The sequence below is a fragment of the Rhodococcus sp. P4_B6 genome, assembly GCF_056402215.1.
This window is the reverse complement of the sequence record NZ_JBFUHV010000367.1, coordinates 1-3134: the sequence shown is the minus strand read 5'-3', so window position 1 is coordinate 3134 and position 3134 is coordinate 1. Positions and strand designations below refer to the sequence as shown.

Annotated in this window: 4 protein-coding genes; 2 read left to right on the top strand and 2 right to left on the bottom strand. The window is 65.1% G+C overall.

Annotated elements, in window-relative coordinates; genetic code table 11:
* Both AC1DWT_RS50445 and AC1DWT_RS50440 read left to right on the top strand, forming a co-directional pair.
* A partial coding sequence (locus tag AC1DWT_RS50445; RefSeq protein WP_477926186.1) for a type III PLP-dependent enzyme domain-containing protein occupies positions 1-753 on the top strand: 753 nt, incomplete at its 5' end.
* A gap of 197 nt (positions 754-950) precedes the next feature.
* Positions 951-2294: an NAD-dependent succinate-semialdehyde dehydrogenase gene (locus AC1DWT_RS50440; RefSeq protein ID WP_206015337.1), complete on the top strand. Its 1344-nt coding sequence runs from the start codon at positions 951-953 to the stop codon at positions 2292-2294.
* A gap of 94 nt (positions 2295-2388) precedes the next feature.
* On the opposite strand, the gene AC1DWT_RS50435 is transcribed toward AC1DWT_RS50440, so the two are convergent.
* Entirely contained in the window at positions 2389-2589 is a 201-nt protein-coding gene (locus AC1DWT_RS50435; protein WP_420855151.1) for a helix-turn-helix domain-containing protein, read from the bottom strand.
* Positions 2590-2772: 183 nt separating this feature from the next.
* The coding region (locus tag AC1DWT_RS50430) for an alpha/beta fold hydrolase (RefSeq protein WP_477926185.1) at positions 2773-3134 on the bottom strand (362 nt) is incomplete at its 5' end.

Here is a 3134-nt window from a genome sequence, read left to right as displayed (position 1 = left end):
GTCGTCGGCGCCGGTGTCCGGATCGACTCGGTCGCCGCGCCCGGGCCCGAGTCGGGGCGGCAGAAGACGATCGTCGGTGTCCGGGACACCTGCTGTGCGGGGGCGACCATCCGGCGGGTGGTCGACGCGCCCGGTCTCGATCTCATCGGCATACGCTGCGACTGCGTGCCGACTGTCGGCGACATCCGTGAGCAGGTCCTGACCGCAGTGGCGGTGATGTGTGATGCATATCGAGAGCACCGCGTTCTGTGTACCGAATTGCATCTCGGTATCGCGGGCGGCGCCACCGACATCGTCGGCTCATCCGATCTCGGCGATGCCATCGCCGATGCCGTCGAGGACGCGTGTATCCGGAACCGCTTTCCGCGGCCACGTCTTTCGGTGGATGCCGGACGATCGGTCACTGCACGGGCTGCGGTGAATGTGTGCCGGGTGAACCACGTGGAGCGCACGCCCGGCGGCCCGGTTGTCGTCCTGGACAGTGGCGCCGGCTCGGTCGTAGCCGTGACGACCGGTGAGCTGGTCGCGGCGGCCGTCGCGAATCGCCACCCTTTCGGACCGGCGGAAGAGTTCTCGATCATGCGGTGCGGCAGCATGATCGGGGCACCGCGCCGTTCCGGAGTGGTTCTGGCACAGGATGTCAGGCCCGGAGACGTGGTGGCATTGGTCAGTCGCGACGGCAGCGATCTGGTCGGCTCGGCCGCTGCCGTCTCCGTCGCCCACGGCCGCATGCACGAGCTCACAACCGGATAGTCCCGGTGATGTCGAGGGCAAGTGGCCCGGTCGGTTGGATGCCTCCCGTGCCTGCAGGCTCCGGATCTCGTCGGGAGGTTCAGGCTTTCGACAGGGGTACCGCCGAGACCCGTGATCGAGTATTGGCCGTGACTACCAACCGCAGCACCTCATCACGCGTAATACTGGGGTATCCGACCCTTCCGAGGAGACGCGACATGAGCCTGTACGCAGTAGTGGACCCGGCCACCGGGAAGACGGTGCGCGAATACCCGACCGCCACCGACGAGGAGATGCAGGCGGCGCTGTCCGCTGCGGAGAAGGCACACCGTGAGTGGTCGCGGCGCTCGACGACGCTCGAGCGCGCCGGACTGCTCACGAGAGTCGCCGAGTTACACACCGAACGCCGCGACGAACTGGCCAAGATCATCCAGCGGGAGATGGGCAAGCCACTCGAGCAGTCGCTGGGGGAGGTGGACTTCAGCGCCGCGATCTACCAGTACTACGCCGACAACGCCGAGAAGTTCCTCGCCGATGAGCCCATCGACCTGGTCGACGGCTCGGGTACCGCGCTGATCCGTCGACGCTCGATCGGTGTGCTGATCGGCATCATGCCGTGGAACTACCCCTATTACCAGGTGGCCCGGTTCGCGGGTCCGAATCTGGCACTGGGCAACACGATCGTGCTCAAACACGCACCGCAGTGTCCGGAATCGGCGGCGGCGCTGCACCAGATCTTCAGCGACGCCGGATACCCGGAGGGCGCCTACGTCAACGTCTACGCCACCAACGAGCAGATCGCCGACGCGATCGCCGACCCGCGGGTCCAGGGCGTGTCGCTGACCGGGTCCGAGCGTGCGGGTGCGGCGGTCGCCGAGATCGCGGGACGCAACCTCAAGAAGGTGGTGCTGGAGCTCGGCGGTTCCGATCCGTTCATCGTGCTCAGTTCCGATGACCTCGACGCCACCGTGAAGGCAGCGGTGGAAGGTCGCTTCGAAAACACCGGGCAGGCCTGCAACGCAGCGAAGCGATTCATCATCGCCGAGGACCTGTACGACGACTTCGTCGGCAGATTCACTTCGGAGGTTCTCGCCACTGCCGATGGGCTCGCGCCACTGTCGTCGGTGGCCGCCGCCGACCGACTGGCCGAGCAGGTGCAGCAGGCGATCGCCGAGGGAGCCACCATTGTGTCCGAGGGTGAACGGCAGGGAGCCTTCTTCCCACCCGCCGTGCTGACAAACGTGTCACCGGATTCGCGAACCTACCGGGAGGAACTGTTCGGGCCGGTTGCAACCGTGTACAAGGCTGGCTCCGAGGCCGAGGCCGTCGAACTGGCCAACGACACCCCGTTCGGTCTCGGCTCGTATGTCTTCACCACCGACCCCGATCAGGCGTCCCGCGTCGCCGACTCGCTGGACGCGGGCATGGTGTTCGTCAATGCCGTTGGCGCCGAGGGAGTCGAGCTGCCGTTCGGCGGCGTCAAACGCTCCGGTTTCGGTCGTGAACTCGGTAAATACGGGATCGACGAATTCGTAAACAAGAAACTCATCCGCGTCAGCTGAACCATCGATTCCCGACTTTCGACACCTCTGGTCGGTGTGGGTATCGGCGGGTTCTCGCGGTGTGCGGGAACCCGCCCGACATCCAGACGAGTGCTCAGTCTGCGTCATCGCTGCGCGCCGTGCCCTGCGGTGGGACTGCGAATCCGATGCGAATTGTTGCAGCATCCCACGGAACGGCGGGATCGAGGCCGGTGAGTTCCTTGAATCGCGCAATTCTCTCGAGGATCGTAGTGCGATGACAGACGAAGGCATCCGCAGTACCCGCCAGTGACCCCGAACGCATGTAGGTGTCGATGGTGTGCCGCAGTTGGCTGCGAGCGGACGCCGACAGAACCTCGAGTCCGCGGAGTAACGAACCTGGATTCCTTGAAGAAGGTCACCAAGACGATGGCCCTGTTCATCGCCGAATGGTGCGGCGTGACCGGCGCAAGACGGCCCCTGAGGCAATGGTCGGTTACGTTCGAGGGGCTCGACGTCTTCAGCGACGGGCCGCGACAACGTCTTCGTCGAGAAATTCCTTCAACCCGCCACTGAAGACATCGTTGTCGTCGCCAGCAACCATGTGACCCGCACCGGTGACGTCGATCAGTTTCGCGGTCGGGATCAGCTCGAGCAGCTCTTTCGCGCCTTCCTCACTGACCACATTCGATTGCTTGCCACGAACGAGCATCGTGGGAACGGTGATCGCGGCCGCGGCGTCCCGAGCGCGTTCGTATCGCACGATCGAGTCGGACTGGCGAGTGGGTTCGTCGCCGACGCGCAGGAACTCCGGATCCCAAGGCCAGTACCAACGGCCATCACGCAGCCGAAGGTTCTTACGCAGACCCTGTGGGTTGGGCT